The organism is Streptomyces sp. YJ-C3, from assembly GCF_053891275.1.
In genome coordinates, this window is sequence record NZ_CM132685.1 from 460376 (window position 1) to 474455 (window position 14080).

Sequence of the window (14080 nt, forward strand, 5' to 3'; positions counted from 1 at the left end):
GGCCCGGACCGTTCTTCGTGAACGGTCCGGGCCCACCCGTTTGTGTCGCCCGTCGGCCCCTCAGCGGGTGTGGACGGTGACGTCGGCGTGCGGGAAGAGCCCGGTGTACCCGGCGGGGTCCTGGGTGGCCTGCCGGCCCGGATGGATCTCGACGGTGCGTACGGCCGGGAAGAGCGGCGCGTGGGCGGCGAACTGGTCCGGGCCGCCGGGCAGGTGCAGGCTCAGGGCCGTCACCCGGGGGAGTTCGGGCAGCGGTGCGGGCGGGAGGATCTCGCCAGCCAGGAAGAGCTCGGTGAGCGCCGGGTGCGCGGCGATCCGGTGCCAGTCGTCCGGCGCCAGCGGGCCCAGGCGGGCGCTCAGGCTGAGGAACTCCAGCCCGGACAGGGCGTCGAGGCCCCGCAGCCCGGTCGTGGCCACGGCACCCCGGGTGAGGTAGAGGCGCCGCAGGCCGCCGTGCACGGGCAGGCTGTCGGCCAGGGAGGCGCCGGGCAGCGCCTGGCCCACCGTGAGGGAGCGCAGCCCGCTCAGGGAAGCGAGCACCCGCAGGTCCGTCGACGGATCGAGGCCGGAGACACCGACGTGGTCCAGGTCCAGGCCGGTGAGCGGCGCCAGGTCCGCGACGCCGGGGCACCGGTCCAGGGAGAACGTGCGCAGCGCCGGAAGATCGCGCACCGGACCCAGCCCGTCCACCTCCGGGTTGTCGATCAGCGTGAGCGACGTGAGGACCTCGGGGTCCGTGCCGGTGCGGACGTCCTCGAACGAGAACGGGCCGTGCAGGTCGATCCGCCGCCACGGCGCCGTGCGCCGCGCCGCCTCCCACTGGTCCCGGCCGGTCACGGTCAGGTCCAGCCGGTCCCGGTCCAGGTGGGCCAGCACCTCGTCGGCGTACTCCTGCGCGTCGAACCGGTGCCATGTCCCGACCAGTTGCCGCCGTACGTCCAGCGACGGGTGCTCCCGGTATTTCTTCAGGACGGGCAGGGCGCCCTCCCGGCCGAGGAGCGACGCCGTGATCACCACGCAGTGCGCCTCGGCGTCCGTCAGGCCCGCGGGGCCGGGCAGGAGCTCCAGGACCAGCGGGCCCGCGAGCGCCAGCCGCTCGGCCGCGTTCCGGCCCCGCGGCGGGATCAGGTCCCGGGCCCGGTCCCGCACCTCCTCGACCACCTCCTGGTCGACCGACGACGCGTCCTGGAGGCAGGCCAGCGCGAGCAGCGTCAGCCGGGGGACATCCGCGGCCAGCAGGCCGCGCAGCAGGCGGGAGCGTTCGCGGGTGCGGGCGTGGGCGACGGCCATGCGCAGCACGTCCTCCCACTGGGGGTCGTCGGCGTGGCCCAGCAGGACGTCGAGGTGGCCCTCCTCGACCGCGTACCGGGCGGCGAGGTGGTCGAGGAAGGTGCGGTGCGCGAAGCCGATCACCTCGGGCGCGGGGCTGCGCAGCACTCCGCTGCGCAGCAGCAGATGGCGCAGGATCGCCGGTGCGTCGCCCTGGGCGGCCGCGGCGGGGACGGAGGGGAGGGCGCGCCCGAGGAGGGAGAGGGCGGTCTCCTCGTCCATCTCGGTGCGGCCCGCGAGGACGAGGGCGTAGGCGAGGCGCTGGAGCAGTTCGGTCCGGTCGTCGGTCTCCAGGGTGACGCCGTCGAGCCCGTCCATGCCGCGCTGCCGGCCCCGCTCGGTGAGGATCATCTGGAGCGCGGCGTCGTACAGGGCCTTGCGGCGTGGCGGCAGATAGCCGCGGCGGGCGCGGTGCAGGGCGCAGATCAGGCCGCACATCAGCGGGTTGGTGGCGAGCCGGGACAGGTCGGGCTTGGTGCGCAGCGCGTCCAGGAGCGGCTCCTCGTGCTCAGGGGCGCGGGCCGCCGCGTGCCAGCGGCGGACGAAGGCGGTGACGCGGGGGCGGTCCATCGGCGCGAGGGCGAGTTCGCCGAAGCCGTCGACAGCCAGCCAGCCGGTGCGCACGGCGGTGGGGCGGGCGGTGAGCAGCCAGCGGTTGCCGGGAAAGGCGTGGACCAGGGCGAGGAGCCAGTCGCGTACCCGGGCGCGGTCGGCGGAGGGGACCTCGTCGAGGCCGTCGACCATGACGAGGGCGCGGCCGTCGGCCAGGACGCGCTCGGCCCAGCCGTCGGGCGGGGTGTGCGGGCAGTCGGAGGCGGCGGACAGGAACTCGGCCGGTGCGGGCAGCCGGGGCAGCCGGACGAGGGTGCGCAGCGGCAGGACGTAGGGGACGTGGCCCTCGGAGGTGACGGCCAGCCACTGGACGAGGGTGGTCTTGCCGGAGCCCGCCTCGCCGCGCAGCAGGACCCGGTCGTGCCGGGCGAGGGCGTCCTCGGCGTCGAGCCGTGACGGGGCGGCCGGGGAGCCGTCGGGCAGCGGGTCGGTGTCCGCGGTGTCGGCGATCTCCAGGCTGAGGTAGGCGACGTCCAGGGGCCAGGTCTCGTCGCCGGCGTGCGGGTCGAGGCCGAAGATGGTCAGCCGGCCGTGGCGTCCGGCGAGATAGGAGCGGTAGCGCGCCTCGAAGTCGGCGTCCGCCGACCCCGCCGGGGGCAGCCGTCTGATCAGTTCGTCGGTCCTGGCGAGCAGGTCGGCCTGTCCGCGGCTCTGTTCCACGAGGGTGCGGGCCACGAAGGTCGACCGCTGGGTGAAGAAGTGCAGGATGTGCAGGCACGCCCACTCGGTGAGCGAGTCGAGGAAGTAGGCCGCGTCCGCGGACAGGCCGGGGGCCGGGGCCGCGCGGCGCAGGGTGCGGGCCAGTTCGTGGTGGCCGAGCCGGACGGCCTGGACGTCGTCCATGCCCAGGTCGCCCAGGGAGCGCAGGGTCCGGGTGAGGGCGTGGACCACGGCCTCGCGCTCGTCGTACGGGAACGGGGCCTCGCCGGGGCCCTCCACGGCGCCGGCCACCAGTTTCCCGGCCAGCCGCGCGAGGTCCTGGTCGGTCAGGGTGCGCTTCTCGCCCCGGAAGGAGACGAGGGCGGACAGCCGCACGGGCCGGTCGGTGAGGCCCGCGCCGGGGCCCTCCTGAACCAGCAGTTTCTTGAGTGCCGGGACGAGCACGCTCGATGCCAGACGGGTGCCGAGGACTGCGGGATCCATGGCCCGGGAGCGTAGCCCCGATCACACTCGCCGGGGGTTGGATCTTGCCGCCCGGTGACATGCCGCACAGGCGATTTGTCCGGTACTAGGCGAAATAGTGGAGCAACGGGGTCGCGGGACGACTGTTACGCGGTTGATGGGTTCTGGTGTTTTGTCCGTTTTGGGAATGAGGCGGGGTTCGCGGCCCGGAACGGCTTGGGGTCGGGGGTGCGAAGTGGGCCTAAACCTTGGATCGGCGGATAAATCCGACAATCTGCGATCCGTTGATCCGGGGTGTCAAGGGGACTTCCGGCCCGAGGAACGGTACGAGGCCGGGTAGTAGAAGGGCTGTTTGGGCCGGGGTGGGGGCGGGGGTTACCAAGGGATGGCCGACCCGGTGACACGAGGACGTGTGCCGGGTCCCTTCTTGCCCGCCGGTGCCGCTCATGTCCCGGAGGGCGAACAGGACCCCCGACGTCCCCCACCCCGAAGAGGTCTCCCGCATGTCGAAGCGCACCAAGTCCCTGTCGTCCGGTACGTCGATCCTCCGCAAGCGTGCCGCCGTCGTGGCCGCCGGATTCGGAGTGTCCGCGGTGCTGGGCACCGGGGCCGCGTTCGCCGCCGACACCGCTCAGGCGGGCGCGCTGCCCGGCGTCGCCGCCGCGTCCCTGGACGCCCAGGCCACCGCCCAGGCGAAGGCCGCCTCGTCCGCCAAGCAGGCCGCCGCCAAGAAGGCCGCCTCCTGGATCGACCCGGTCGCCAAGTACACGCTCTCCGCGGGCTACGCCCAGGGCGGCAGCATGTGGTCCACCGGCAAGCACTCCGGCCAGGACTACGCCGTGGCGATCGGCACCAACGTCATGGCCGTGCACGGCGGCACCGTCGTCAAGACCGGCCCGAACGGCGCCGGCGACGGCCCCGCGTACGGCAACGCCATCGTGATCAAGCACGCCAACGGCACGTACTCGCAGTACGCGCACCTGTCCCGGATCGACGTCCGCGTCGGCCAGAACGTGTCCACGGGCCAGCACATCGCGCTGTCCGGCAACACCGGCAACTCCAGCGGCCCGCACCTGCACTTCGAGATCCGTACGACGCCGAACTACGGCTCGGCCGTGAACCCGGTCGCGTTCCTGAACTCGAAGGGCGTGCGCGTCTGACGCAGCCCGCTCAGCCCTTGTGGGCCTGGGTGATCAGATCGGTGGCGACCTCGAGGATGGCCTTGCGCTTCTCCTCGGGGTCGCCTTCGACGTCCCTGAGCACGAACATCCCCGCGTGCATGGAGAACAGCGCACTGAAGCAGCGGACCCGCTCGGTGAGGGTGACCTCCTCGGGCAGCAGGTCGTCCAGCAGGGCCGTCATCCGGTCCTTGAAGTTCTCGCCGATGCTCAGCTCGCGCATCGTGGCCTGGTTCTCCTGCATGAACCGGAAGAGCGGGGCCGCGCCGGCCAGGGCGAGGCTGTAGCGCCGCAGGATCTCGTGCTTCGTCTCCAGGGTGGGCGGCTGTTCCTTCGCCCAGGCGATCAGGTCGTCGATCGGCGTCATCAGGTCGGTGAAGAGGCTGACGACGATGTCTTCCTTGGTCTTGAAGTGGTAGTAGAGCGCCGCCTTCGTGACGCCCAGCCGCTCGGAGATCTCCCGGAGCGAGGTCTTCTCGTACCCCTGCTCGGCGATGAGTTCCAGGGCAACGTCCTGAATGCGCTGGCGGGTGTTCCCGCGGCGCTGCTGTGGCTTGCTGCTGCCCGTGACCATCGCGTGCCCCTCGTGCTCCTCGAGTTCTCTTGGGAGAAAACTTACTTGACGCCCGGCTAGTTCGGGTTCTACCTTCCCCAGTGTAAGCAACTAGCCGGGCGACAAGTAAGTCCCGGAATCTCTGAATCGGCTTCTGGGGGAGTTGAGGGTCATGGCGCAAGCAGCGATACAGGACAAAGAGCAGGTGAAACAGCCGCGCAGCGTACGCGTCGTGCTGATGGCGCTGATGATCGCCATGCTGCTCGCCATGCTCGACAACATGATCGTGGGCACCGCGATGCCGACGATCGTCGGCGACCTCGGCGGCATCGAGCACCTGTCGTGGGTGGTCACCGCCTACACGCTCGCGACCGCCGCCTCCACTCCCCTGTGGGGCAAGGTCGGCGACATGTACGGCAGGAAGGGCGCCTTCCTGACCTCCATCGTGATCTTCCTGGTCGGCTCCGTGCTCAGCGGCATGGCCCAGAACATGGACCAGCTGATCGCCTTCCGGGCCGTCCAGGGCCTCGGCGCCGGTGGTCTGATGGTCGGCGTCATGGCGATCATCGGTGACCTGATCCCGCCCCGGGAGCGCGGCAAGTACCAGGGCATGATGGCCGGCGTCATGGCGCTCGCGATGATCGGCGGACCGCTGGTCGGCGGCGCCATCACCGACCACCTCGGCTGGCGCTGGACCTTCTACATCAACCTGCCGATCGGCGCCGTCGCGCTGGTCATGATCACCGCGGTGCTGCACCTGCCGAAGAAGCGCTCCTCGGGCAAGATCGACTACCTGGGCGCGGCGCTCCTCACCGTCGGCATCACCTCGATCGTGCTCGTCACGACGTGGGGCGGGTCCGAGTACGCCTGGGGCTCCGCCGTGATCATGGAGCTCATCGGGATCGGTGTCGCCGCCCTCGTCGGGTTCGTGTTCTCGCAGACCAAGGCGGCCGAACCGATCGTGCCGCTGCACATCTTCCGCAGTGGCAACTTCACGCTGATGTCCCTGATCGGGTTCATCACCGGCTTCGTGATGTTCGGCGCGGTGCTCTTCCTCCCGCTGTACCAGCAGTCCGTGCAGGGCGCGTCCGCGACCAACTCCGGTCTGCTGCTGCTCCCGATGCTGCTGTCGATGATGGCCGTCTCGCTGGTCGCCGGCCGGGTCACCACGAACACCGGCAAGTACAAGGTCTTCCCGATCGTCGGCAGCGTGCTGATGGTGACCGGTCTGTTCCTGCTGGCCCAGATGGACACCGAGACCTCGCGCTTCATGTCCGGCGTCTTCATGGCCGTGCTCGGTGCCGGTATGGGCTGCCTGATGCAGATCACGATGCTGGTCGCGCAGAACAGCGTCGAGATGAAGGACATGGGCGTCGCGTCCTCGTCCACGACCCTGTTCCGCACGCTCGGCTCGTCGTTCGGTGTCGCCATCATGGGCGCGCTGTTCAACCACAAGGTGCAGGACGTCATGGCCGCGAAGGCCGGAGCGCTCGGCGGAAAGATCACCGAGCAGTCGGCGCAGCTGGACGCGGCGAGCCTGGCGAAGCTGCCGGAGCCGGTCCAGGAGGCCTACAAGGTCGCGGTCTCCTCCGGTACGCACAACGCGTTCCTGCTGGGGTCGATCGTGGCGATCGGCGCGCTGATCGCGGCGCTGTTCGTGAAGGAGGTCGCGCTGCGCGGAGCCGGTCCGCAGAAGCCGGCCGACGACAAGCCGGTCGAGGGCGGTGCGGCCGGGGACGCCGCACGGAGCGGTGTGACGGTGCCGGACACCGTCTGAGCGGACCGCTCCCTCAGCCACCCTCGGCTTTTGCGGCCCCGGCGCTTCGGCGCCGGGGCCGTTCCCTTCGCCCGTACGGATCGGCTGTGCGCTCCGTGCCCGTACGGGTTCGTGCTGACGATCCCTGTCAGGGGACGAGGCGGCGCCGGTGTCCCGGCGCCTCCGCCACGACCGAGGCCGCGAGGAGCGCCGCCGGGGCAGCCAACGTCGCCGCCACCGGCAGCCGGCCGACCGCGGGCAGCAGGCAGAGGGTGGCCGCCGCCGTCACGAACCGGATCAGGACCACTGGTTCCCGCAGACCGGTGAAGGAGGCCCTGACCAGGGCCGTCGAGGTGAGGAACACGGCCGTACCACCCAGGACGCAGGCGGCCAGCGCCGTGTTCAGGTGGGACGTCGTGGTGGCCACGGCCGCGCCGACCGCACCGCCCGTGACGGCCAGGGCGAGTTGGATGGGCAGGTGCCCGAAGACGTAGACGTGCATGTGGCGGCCGCCGGAGGCCACTGCGTCGTGGGCGCCCGGGCGGGTGCTCGACGCGCTGAAGTACGACCACCACAGCCCGGCGGCGAGCGCGAACGCGGCGGCGCCGGTGAGTGCCGCGGCCGGGGCCGTCTCCGCGGTGACCAGGCCGTTGGTGAAGCCGAGCACGGTCTCGCCGAGGACGATGATCGTGAACAGGCCGAACCGCTCCCGCAGATGCTCCGCGTCGCTCGGGCTGTCGGTGAGCCGCCGCCCGGCGAGCAGCGGCAGGGCCAGTTCCGCCGTCATGGCGACGCCCCAGGCGACGTAGCGGGCCGGGCCGTCGAGAGCGAAGGTGGCGGCCAGCCAGATCGCCGCCGTGACCGCCGAACCCGTCAGGTACGACGCCGCGATGCGGCGCAGCCGCGGCTCGTGGCGCAGGTCCCGGAGGTAGAGCGCGGCGACGCCCGCGCGGGCGCACAGGTAGGAGACGACGAAGCCGGCGTCGGCGCCCCGGTCGTGGCCGACGCCGCCGAGGTGGACCGCCATCCCGGTCACCGCGGCGAGGCCCGCCGTGGTGAGCAGCCGCTGGACGGTCAGGTCGCGGTCCGCGCGGTTGGCGCGGACCGCGTACAGGACCCAGGTCCACCACAGCGGGACGAACAGGGCAGCCGCGGCGGCGATCGAGGCCGCGTGCGGATGGCCGCCGATGCGGTGGGTGGCCTGGCCGACCGCGGCCACGAACACCAGGTCGCCGAAGAGCTCGAACCAGGTGGCGCGGCGCGGTAACTCGCCTGCGAGAACGGGCTGTTGGGGAGTCTCCAGGGCGGGACGGGATACGGTCATGGGCGCGAGATTAGCCCGGGTGTTCGTCGCTCAGCGGCCCGTTGCGAGGTTCGCCCCGCCGGTGCAGTCCAGGACCGTGCCGGTGATGAATCCGTTCGTGGCAAGGGCGTTGATGGCCGCCGCCACCTCCCCGGCGGTACCGACGCGGCCCACGGGGGTCGTCGCCGCGAGCCCCGCGAACAGCTCCTTGCGCTGCTCGGCCGGTACGCGGTCCCACCACGGGGTGTCGATGACACCGGGGGAGACGGCGTTGATCCGGCGTGGGGCGAGCTCGACGGCGAGCGGGGGGACCATCGACTCGAGCGCGCCGTTGATCGCGGCCAGGCCCGAGGTGCCGGGGAAGGCGGCGCGGGCCGACGCGGCCGTGACGAAGGTGACCGAGGCGTGCTCGGTGAGATGATCCAACGCCGCCTGCAGGACGCGCAGTTGGGGCCAGAACTTGGCGTCGAAGCCATGGGCGAGATCGGCCAGGTCCAGGCCGGCGAAGGGGCCGCTGCCCGCCGCACCGCTGATCGCGATGACCAGGTGGTCGATCGGGGCGGAGGCGGCGAAGAAGGCGTCGATGTCCGCCTGATCGGTGGCGTCCATGCGGTACGTGGAGGTCTTGCCGCCGATCCGGGCGGCCGCCTCGTCGAGCTTGGTCCGGTCGCGTCCGGTGATCGTCACCTCGGCGCCGCCCCGGGCGAACAGTGCGGCCGTGGCCTCGCCGATGCCGGAGCTGCCGCCCATGACGACGGCGTGGACGGGGGAGTCGGCGGAGCTGCTGGAGTCGATGGGGGTGCTGGAGGGTGTTGCAGAAGTCATGGTGACCCTGTCCTCGTGTTCCCGTGCCTCTTGAGTTATTGACGAGACTGTCGGTCTCGGTAAAGTAAGTGTTGTCGAGACTGGCGGTCTCGTCAAGTGGGTGCAGCAGGATACGGAGAGGTTGAGAAGACAGGTGCAGGGACGGAAGCAGGGAGAGGGGATGGCGATGAGCGTCGAACGGGCCCACACCGGGCGTCGCCGCAACGAGGAGGCGCGCCGGGCCGTGCTCGACGCGGCGCTGCGGCTGCTCGCGGACGCGGACGGCGCACCGGTCGGCGTGGACGCCATCGCGCGGGAGGCCGGGGTCGGCAAGCAGACGCTCTATCGGTGGTGGCCCTCGAAGGGCGCTGTCCTGCTCGACGCGCTGACCGACCGCGCCGAGCAGGATGTGCCGGCGCCGGCCGCCGGGTCGTTGCGCGAGGAGCTGCGGGCGGTGGTCGCCGCCACGTTCGAGGGCGCGCTGTCGACGCCCGTCGGCCCGGCCCTGCGCACGCTGGCGCGAGAGGCCGCCCGCGACCCCCATCTCGCCGATCTGATGCGGGAGTTCACCCAGGCGCGCCGAGCCGTGCTGCGCGAGGTACTCGCCCGCGGGCAGGAGCGCGGCGAGCTCGCCGCCGGCCGCGACCTCGACCTGATGGTGGATCAGGTCTACGGGGTCTTCTGGTACCGGTTCCTGCTCGGACATGCCCCGTTGGGTGAACGGGAGGCGACGGAACTCGCCGACTCCCTCGTACGGCAGGGGAGTTGACGAGCGTACGGCAGGAGAGGCGAGCCGGTATCACTTCCCGCCGTCGGGCAGCCGCAGCATCGGGAAGCTGCCGGTGCTCGTCGGCGCGTGCTCGGGCAGCCACAGTACGGCCACCGCGCCCTCCGCCGGGGTGCCGTGCTCGGTGCCCGGCGGGCGTACGTTGCGGAACGTGAGGCGGGCGCCCAGGACCTGCGCCTGGCCCGCCGCGATCGTCAGGCCGAGGCCGTGGCCGTGGCCCGCGCGGTCGGCGGCGCCGGTGCGGAAGCGGCTCGGGCCGTCCTCCAGGAGCTCCTCGGGGAAGCCGGGGCCGTGGTCGCGGACCCGGATGACGCGGCCCTCGACGCTGACCTCGATGGGGGGCCGGGCGTGCTTGGACGCGTTGGCCAGGAGGTTGATCAGGATGCGCTCCAGGCGGCGCGGGTCCGTGGTCACCTCGGACTCGTGGATGACGTGGACGGAGACGCCGTCGGCGGCACGGGCCGCCATCCGGCGCTCCACGAACTCGCCCAGCATGATGTCCTGCAGCTCGGCCCGCTCGGCCGCGCTGTCGAGACGGGCCACCTCCAGCACGTCCTCGACGAGCGTGCGCATGGCCTGCGCGCGGTCCTTCACCAGCTCGCTGGGCCGGCCCTCGGGCAGCAGCTCGGCCGCCGTGAGCAGACCGGTGACCGGGGTGCGCAGCTCGTGCGCGATGTCCGCGGTGACCCGGCGCTCGGCCTCGAGCCGCTGCTTGAGCGCGTCGGCCATCGCGTCGACGGCCCGCGCCAGGTCGTCGGTCTCGTCGCGCACGACACCGCCGATGGCGTCGCGGACGCGGACCTCGGTGCGGCCCTGGGCGACCTCGCGGGCCGCGCCAGCCGCCTTGCGCAGCCGGCGCGAGAGCTGACCGCCGATGAGCACGCCGAGCGCGCTGCCGCCGAAGACCACCGAGATCGCGCCGATGATCAGGGCCTGGTCGAGGTCCTTCATGACCGTGGCGCTGCGGTCGGTGAACCGGGTGTGCACCGAGAGCAGGTCACGGTTGCTCAGCGGCACCGCGGCCCAGATGTCGGGCACGCCGTTGGACGGCTCGGAGACGAAGGTGGCGCGGCGGCCGGACAGCGCCTTGACGCGCAGCTCACGCGGCATGTCCGGATCGTTGACCTTGAAACCGACGGGCAGATTCCCGCCGCGTGCCTCGTACTGCCGCTGCACGAACTGGATCCGCTCGTCCTGGACGTCGCGCGCGTTGTCCAGCATCGAGACGCGGGCCGCGTTGTGCACCACGAGACTGAGCGCGACGGCCACGAGCGCGCCGACCAGCGCGATGGCCACGCTGATCTTCCACCGCACCCCGGTGCGCAGGCTGCGCCGCAGCCGCCGCGGCAGCAGGGTGCGCAGCGTGACGCGCGAGCGCGGGACGGCCGCCGCCGGGCCGGGGGTGCCGGTCGCGCGGGGCTCGCCGAGCGCCGAGGCCGGGCCCGGCGCACCGGCCCGGCCGCTGGAGCCGACCGGCTCGCGTGGGTGCGGGGTGTCCGCCGTCCCCCTCATATCCGCTTCCCCATCAGCCCGATCAGGCCTTCAGTTTGTAGCCGAAGCCGCGGACCGTCTCGATGCGGTCCTGGCCGATCTTCGTACGCAGTCGCTGGACGTGGACGTCGACGACGCGGGTGTCGCCGCCCCAGCCGTAGTCCCAGACGCGCTCCAGGAGCTTGTCACGGGACAGGACGGTGCCGGGCGCCGAGGAGAACTCCAGGAGCAGCCGCATCTCGGTCGGCGTCAGCGCCACCGGGGCGCCGTCCTTCCTGACCTCCATGCCCTCCGTGTCGATCTCCAGGTCGCCGAAGTGCAGGACGCCCGCGTCCGCGCCGACCGGCTCGTCCGCCGCTCCGGAACCCGCCGCCGACGGGCCGCCCGCGTGCCCGAAGCGGCGCAGCACGGCCCGGATCCGGGCCACCAGCACGGCCCCGTCGAACGGCTTGGTCACATAGTCGTCGGCCCCGGCCTCCAGGCCGAGCACGACGTCGATGGAGTCCGCGCGCGCGGACAGCATGATCACCGGGACCGTCGACTCGTCGCGGATGCGCCGGCACAGCGAGACCCCGTCGAGCCCCGGGACCATGACGTCGAGCAGCGCGATGTCCGGCCGGTCCGCGCGGAACGCCTCCAGGCCCGCGAGCCCGTCGGGCATCGCGGTGACCACGAAGCCGTCGCGCTCCAGGGCGAGCTGGGTGGCCTCGCGGATGACGTCGTCGTCCTCGACGAACAGCACGTGGGTCTGCTCACCCTTGCGCTCGCCCATGGCGCCCATGCGGTCTCCCATCCGTTCTTCTCGTGCTCTGGCTCAGCCGTCGTCCGTGGGGGCGGGGGACTCCCCGTCCACGGCGTGGCTGTAGTCGTTGTGCGTGCGGCTCTCCTGGACGAAGCGGCCCCCGCTCCAGCGGTAGGTCAGGATCTCCTCGCCCGACGGAGAGGCGACCGAGTCACCCTTCTCGTACACCTGCTTGGTGACCACCAGATCACCCCGGTCTATCTCCGCGTAGACCGGGGGTTCCTCGGCCTGGAAGACATTCTGGTACTTTCCGTCCTCGTCGCGATACACATACGTCCCGATGCCGACGGCGTCACCGCAGGTCATGACATTGACCACGACATCGCTCGACGCTCCGCCGGTCAGGTTGCCGTAGCTCACGTCGACCGGGTACTCGTTCGCCACGCACGGCTTCAGATCACGCTTGATCTCCGTGCTGACCTTGGGATCGGCCTTCACCAGACGCACCGCGTTCACGGGCTTCGGGGACGTGGACGGTCTCGGCGCAGGGGACGCGGTGGCGGCCGACTCGGTGGAGCCGACCGGGTCCGTCCGGGCGGGACCCTCGTCGCGGGCACCCGTACCGCCGGCCGAGCAGGCGGCGAGCGAACCGGCACAAAGGGCGATGGCGGCGAGCCCGGCGACCGCCGAACTCCCCGCCTTCAGGACCTGCGCGGTCCTGCGGATCCGAGAGGCACGTATGCCTAGGCCGCGCAACGCTCCCGCTCCTCACGTTCGAGCGCGCGAGCGACGAGTTCGTCGCGGTCCCGGCTCTCCAGCTCCTCACGGAGCCGGGCGAGGGCCCGGTGCAGCGTGCTCTTCACGGTTCCGGCCGACATTCCGAGGGCGGCGGCCGTCTCCTCTGTGGACATCTGCTCCCAGTGTCGCAGCACCACGACACTGCGCTGCTTCGGAGCCAGCACCTTCATGACGTCCATCAGCAGTGCGCGGTCGGCGTGCTGCTCGGTCGAGTCGTCCACGACGGACTCCGGCAGCTGCTCGGTCGGCACTTCCTCCAGCTTGCGGGCCCGCCACCACTCGGTGCGGGTGTTGATCATGACGCGGCGCAGATACGCGTCCGCGAGCCGCTTGTCCGCTATGCCGTCCCACCGGCCGTACGTCCGCACCAGCGCGGTCTGCAGCAGGTCCTGGGCGTCGACCGGGTCCGGCACCAGGCGCCGGGCGCTGCGCAGCAGAGCGTCCTGCCGCGTCCTGACGTACTCCTCGAACTCGAGCACCTCGCCGCCGTGCGCCATGATCAACCGCCTCCCGCTTCCTGCCGGTTCCCCGTTCGCCCGCACCGGTCAGGTGCGGTTACGTGGAAGAAGCTACGGAGGGGTTGTCACGGCGTTGTCCGTTCCAGCCTGCGAGGAACGCACGGCTGTCCGTCGGTTGTGTAACGAACCTAAGGACCGCCTGAAAGAGCGACCCGGTCAGCCGACCGGAAGCCGGTACAGACCGCCCGCCAGCGGCTCCACCAGCCCGTCGTCGACCAGACCGTCCAGCGCACGGGCCCGCTGCACCGGCTCGTCCCACACCCGGTCCAGCGCCGCCTGCGGCACCGGGGTCACCGCCTCGCGCAGCACCGCCAGCAGCTTGCCGCGCACCTGCCGGTCCGTCCCCGCGTACGTCTGCCCGCGCCGCGGCGGCCCGTCGTGCGCGGGCTTCCCGGCCAGCCGCCACGCGCACTGCGCGGCGATCGGGCACCGGTGGCACTCCTCGTTCTTCGCCGTGCACACGAGCGCGCCCAACTCCATCGACGCGGCCGCCCACTTGGCGGCGACCTCGTCCTCGTCGGGGAGCAGCGCGCGGGCCAGCTTGCGCTCGGCCGCGGTGGTGGCGTTCGGCGGGTACTGCACACCGGTCACGACCCGGGCGAAGACGCGTCGCACGTTCGTGTCGAGCACGGCGTGACGTTGCCCGTACGCGAACGAGGCGACCGCGGCCGCCGTGTACTCGCCGATGCCGGGCAGCGCGAGCAGCTGCGCGTGGTTCGTCGGTACGTCGCCGCCGTGCCGCTCCGTTATGGCGACGGCCGCGCCGTGCAGCCGCAGGGCGCGCCGCGGATAGCCGAGCCGGCCCCAGGCGCGGACGGCCTCGCCCGGCGCGTCCGCGGCGAGGTCGGCGGGCCGGGGCCAGCGCGCCAGCCACTGCTCGTACACGGGCAGCACCCGGCTCACCGGCGTCTGCTGGAGCATGAACTCGCTGACCATCACGCCCCACGGGCCCGCGTCGGGGCGCCGCCAGGGCAGGTCTCGGGCGTGGTCGGCGAACCAGTCGATGACGGGGTCGTGAAGATCGGAGCGACCGGGGACGTTCTCGGGGGTCTTCGTGAGCGCAGTCATGGCACTGCCGATCCTGCCA

General features: G+C 72.1%; 12 protein-coding genes. 3 read left to right on the forward strand and 9 right to left on the reverse strand.

Going from position 1 to position 14080, the window contains the following annotated elements:
• Positions 1-60 precede the first annotated feature (60 nt).
• Positions 61-3084, reverse strand: a complete 3024-nt coding sequence (locus ACVHNB_RS02070) for an NACHT domain-containing protein (protein WP_456227293.1) — start codon at positions 3082-3084, stop codon at positions 61-63.
• A 482-nt stretch (positions 3085-3566) separates the two neighbouring features.
• Between ACVHNB_RS02070 and ACVHNB_RS02075 the strand changes: the two genes are divergently transcribed.
• Positions 3567-4223 carry a M23 family metallopeptidase gene (locus tag ACVHNB_RS02075; protein ID WP_428953171.1) on the forward strand — a complete coding sequence of 219 codons (657 nt, stop codon included), beginning with the start codon at positions 3567-3569 and terminating at the stop codon, positions 4221-4223.
• A 10-nt stretch (positions 4224-4233) separates the two neighbouring features.
• Here ACVHNB_RS02075 and ACVHNB_RS02080 read toward each other — a convergent pair whose 3' ends face one another.
• Positions 4234-4815, reverse strand: coding sequence for a TetR/AcrR family transcriptional regulator (locus ACVHNB_RS02080; RefSeq protein ID WP_428953170.1), 582 nt, complete (start codon positions 4813-4815; stop codon positions 4234-4236).
• Positions 4816-4966: 151 nt separating this feature from the next.
• Between ACVHNB_RS02080 and ACVHNB_RS02085 the strand changes: the two genes are divergently transcribed.
• Positions 4967-6571, forward strand: a complete 1605-nt coding sequence (locus ACVHNB_RS02085; protein WP_428953169.1) for an MDR family MFS transporter — start codon at positions 4967-4969, stop codon at positions 6569-6571.
• A gap of 127 nt (positions 6572-6698) precedes the next feature.
• Here ACVHNB_RS02085 and ACVHNB_RS02090 read toward each other — a convergent pair whose 3' ends face one another.
• Both ACVHNB_RS02090 and ACVHNB_RS02095 read right to left on the reverse strand, forming a co-directional pair.
• Positions 6699-7874, reverse strand: coding sequence for a low temperature requirement protein A (locus ACVHNB_RS02090; protein WP_456227294.1), 1176 nt, complete (start codon positions 7872-7874; stop codon positions 6699-6701).
• A 30-nt stretch (positions 7875-7904) separates the two neighbouring features.
• A complete protein-coding gene (locus ACVHNB_RS02095; RefSeq protein WP_428953167.1) occupies positions 7905-8678 on the reverse strand; it encodes an SDR family oxidoreductase in 774 nt (257 codons plus the stop codon).
• A 166-nt stretch (positions 8679-8844) separates the two neighbouring features.
• Between ACVHNB_RS02095 and ACVHNB_RS02100 the strand changes: the two genes are divergently transcribed.
• Positions 8845-9426, forward strand: coding sequence for a TetR/AcrR family transcriptional regulator (locus tag ACVHNB_RS02100; RefSeq protein WP_428953166.1), 582 nt, complete (start codon positions 8845-8847; stop codon positions 9424-9426).
• 30 nt (positions 9427-9456) lie between these two features.
• On the opposite strand, the gene cseC is transcribed toward ACVHNB_RS02100, so the two are convergent.
• From cseC to ACVHNB_RS02125, 5 genes are all read right to left on the reverse strand, one after another.
• Positions 9457-10956, reverse strand: a complete 1500-nt coding sequence (gene cseC, locus ACVHNB_RS02105; RefSeq protein ID WP_456227295.1) for a two-component system sensor histidine kinase CseC — start codon at positions 10954-10956, stop codon at positions 9457-9459.
• Between the two features lie 22 nt (positions 10957-10978).
• On the reverse strand, positions 10979-11707 hold the full coding sequence (gene cseB, locus ACVHNB_RS02110) for a two-component system response regulator CseB (RefSeq protein WP_428957595.1): 729 nt from the start codon (positions 11705-11707) through the stop codon (positions 10979-10981).
• A 42-nt stretch (positions 11708-11749) separates the two neighbouring features.
• Positions 11750-12433: a hypothetical protein gene (locus ACVHNB_RS02115; RefSeq protein ID WP_456227296.1), complete on the reverse strand. Its 684-nt coding sequence runs from the start codon at positions 12431-12433 to the stop codon at positions 11750-11752.
• On the reverse strand, positions 12421-12972 hold the full coding sequence (locus ACVHNB_RS02120; RefSeq protein ID WP_428953163.1) for a SigE family RNA polymerase sigma factor: 552 nt from the start codon (positions 12970-12972) through the stop codon (positions 12421-12423). The genes ACVHNB_RS02115 and ACVHNB_RS02120 overlap by 13 nt, the downstream gene beginning before the upstream one ends.
• Before the next feature lie 177 nt (positions 12973-13149).
• A complete protein-coding gene (locus ACVHNB_RS02125; protein ID WP_428953162.1) occupies positions 13150-14061 on the reverse strand; it encodes an HhH-GPD family protein in 912 nt (303 codons plus the stop codon).
• Positions 14062-14080 lie beyond the last annotated feature (19 nt).

Coding starts and splice junctions, on each gene's coding strand:
- ACVHNB_RS02070 (WP_456227293.1), bottom strand. CDS start 3,084: ATGGATCCCGCAGTCCTCGGCACCCGTCTGGCATCGAGCGTGCTCGTC.
- ACVHNB_RS02075 (WP_428953171.1), top strand. CDS start 3,567: ATGTCGAAGCGCACCAAGTCCCTGTCGTCCGGTACGTCGATCCTCCGC.
- ACVHNB_RS02080 (WP_428953170.1), bottom strand. CDS start 4,815: ATGGTCACGGGCAGCAGCAAGCCACAGCAGCGCCGCGGGAACACCCGC.
- ACVHNB_RS02085 (WP_428953169.1), top strand. CDS start 4,967: ATGGCGCAAGCAGCGATACAGGACAAAGAGCAGGTGAAACAGCCGCGC.
- ACVHNB_RS02090 (WP_456227294.1), bottom strand. CDS start 7,874: ATGACCGTATCCCGTCCCGCCCTGGAGACTCCCCAACAGCCCGTTCTC.
- ACVHNB_RS02095 (WP_428953167.1), bottom strand. CDS start 8,678: ATGACTTCTGCAACACCCTCCAGCACCCCCATCGACTCCAGCAGCTCC.
- ACVHNB_RS02100 (WP_428953166.1), top strand. CDS start 8,845: ATGAGCGTCGAACGGGCCCACACCGGGCGTCGCCGCAACGAGGAGGCG.
- cseC (WP_456227295.1), bottom strand. CDS start 10,956: ATGAGGGGGACGGCGGACACCCCGCACCCACGCGAGCCGGTCGGCTCC.
- cseB (WP_428957595.1), bottom strand. CDS start 11,707: ATGGGCGAGCGCAAGGGTGAGCAGACCCACGTGCTGTTCGTCGAGGAC.
- ACVHNB_RS02120 (WP_428953163.1), bottom strand. CDS start 12,972: ATGGCGCACGGCGGCGAGGTGCTCGAGTTCGAGGAGTACGTCAGGACG.
- ACVHNB_RS02125 (WP_428953162.1), bottom strand. CDS start 14,061: ATGACTGCGCTCACGAAGACCCCCGAGAACGTCCCCGGTCGCTCCGAT.